The following is a 1664-nucleotide window of genomic DNA, read 5'->3' as shown; positions in this document are numbered from 1 at the left end:
CCGAGAAATCACCTTGATGTGTGTCGTCTACAACATCAAACGCTCCGTCAAACAGTGAAATCCACTGTCTTATGGCGATTCAACACAGCCCACTGAGCGGGAGCTTTGCTCCCGCGAGGTCTGCGAGACCTTCGGTCTCGCCCGATCCCGAAAATCTTTGATTTTCGGGCGACCTCGCCCTTCATCCGCCAGGACCGCCACCGCCCCGCAACCGCTTCCGCGACACCGGCGAGATTTTCGTCGCTCGCCACGAAATTCCGAAAACGAAAATGAGCTACACCGATTCGTCGAGAAGCTCCCCGATTGTCTCGTCAACGCGCTCCATATCCGACGGGTCGAACCCGAACATTCCAAAATGTCCCCACGGCGTCGAAATCGGGTTGAGGTCGCTGTCGGGAATCATTTCCTCGTCGTCCTCATGGTCTTCGAGCGTGAACACCATGTCAGTATCGAACGGCGTGACGTAGGTCCGCGCTTCAATCCTGCCGAGTGCCTCTTCGAGGTCTCCCCCTGTGACCCGGCTCACATCGGCGTGTTTCCACTTCCATGCCATGCAGAGCAGGTCGTTCGGGTCCATCGGCAGGAACCACTCGTCCCACATCCCATACATGAAATCAGAAAGCGACGAAAATCCTGCCTCGCGCCATTCCTCGTCGCGCCACAGAGCCGAACTCGTCCCCATCAGTGCCCAAATCCGCGCGTGGTGTTGCAACCCCTCTCGCACCGCGTGCGGGTCGGTGTAGTGCCCGCCCTCCCAGTTGGGATCGGACGTGATCGCCGTGCGTAGCGCATCCACGAGCAACCCACTCAGGACGGGGTTCCGCGCCGTGCCGCTAATTGGCATCGCCCGTTTGACCATCTCCGGATACCGGACGGCCCACTCGTAGGTCTGCTGGGCACCCATCGACCACCCGAGCACGAGTTGGAGTTCCTCGATACCGAATTCTTCAGTGATAAGTTTATGCTGGGCGCGAACGTCGTCCGAGATTCGCACGTCCGGGAAATCACCCTGACCGACCGGCGGCGGCGTGTTGTGCGGCGAGGTCGAGAGTCCACCCCCGATCTGATTCGGCAGGACGATGAAATACTCGTTCGGGTCCAGCGCCATCTCCTCGCCCACGTAGATTTCCATGTCCTTGCTCGTCCCCGAGTACATATGTGGAAAGAGGACAGCATTGTCCTTCTCGTCGCTCAGTTCGCCGAAGGTCGTATAGGCGATAGTGCAGTTCCTCAGTGTTTCGCCCTCCTCCAATTCGAACGCATCCATCGAGAATAGCTCGAACGGACCGTGAACTTCCTGTGAGTAGTAGTCGTTTTCGATGCCCGTCTGTATCTTACTCGCGCCCGGTGACGGTGCGTCCGCCGGTGTGTGTTCTTCTGACATCGTCGGATTCTCAGTTGGTTTTCCGCTGCGGGAATACGCACGACCAATGGTACCTTATAGCTATTGTTTAGAAAAATATATGAATTGGGCTACTATCCGGTGCTGTCGTCTCGTTTGGACTGGTAATCCCCGACAAACCATCGCCATAGCCTTACGACGAGGAAATATTTATAAATATTCGGAACTTATTTCGCTCTTGCCGAGTCTGGTGAAACAGTCGCGGAGGAACTACAGCATCCCGCCGTATGCTAGTGGATGTGCACCAACAGACAGCTTTCGG

Annotated in this window: 1 protein-coding gene; it reads right to left on the bottom strand. The window is 56.7% G+C overall.

The genetic code is table 11. From position 1 onward, the window contains the following. Positions 1-274: 274 nt before the first annotated feature. The gene (locus C450_RS06585) at positions 275-1384 is read right to left on the bottom strand and encodes an alpha/beta fold hydrolase (RefSeq protein ID WP_005041729.1); all 1110 of its coding nucleotides are present in this window, start codon (positions 1382-1384) and stop codon (positions 275-277) included. Between the last annotated feature and the right edge of the window lie 280 nt (positions 1385-1664).

This window comes from Halococcus salifodinae DSM 8989 (assembly GCF_000336935.1).
Lineage (GTDB): Archaea > Halobacteriota > Halobacteria > Halobacteriales > Halococcaceae > Halococcus > Halococcus salifodinae.
The sequence above is the reverse complement of the archived record's forward strand: the minus strand, read 5'-3'. Positions and strand labels throughout refer to the sequence as shown.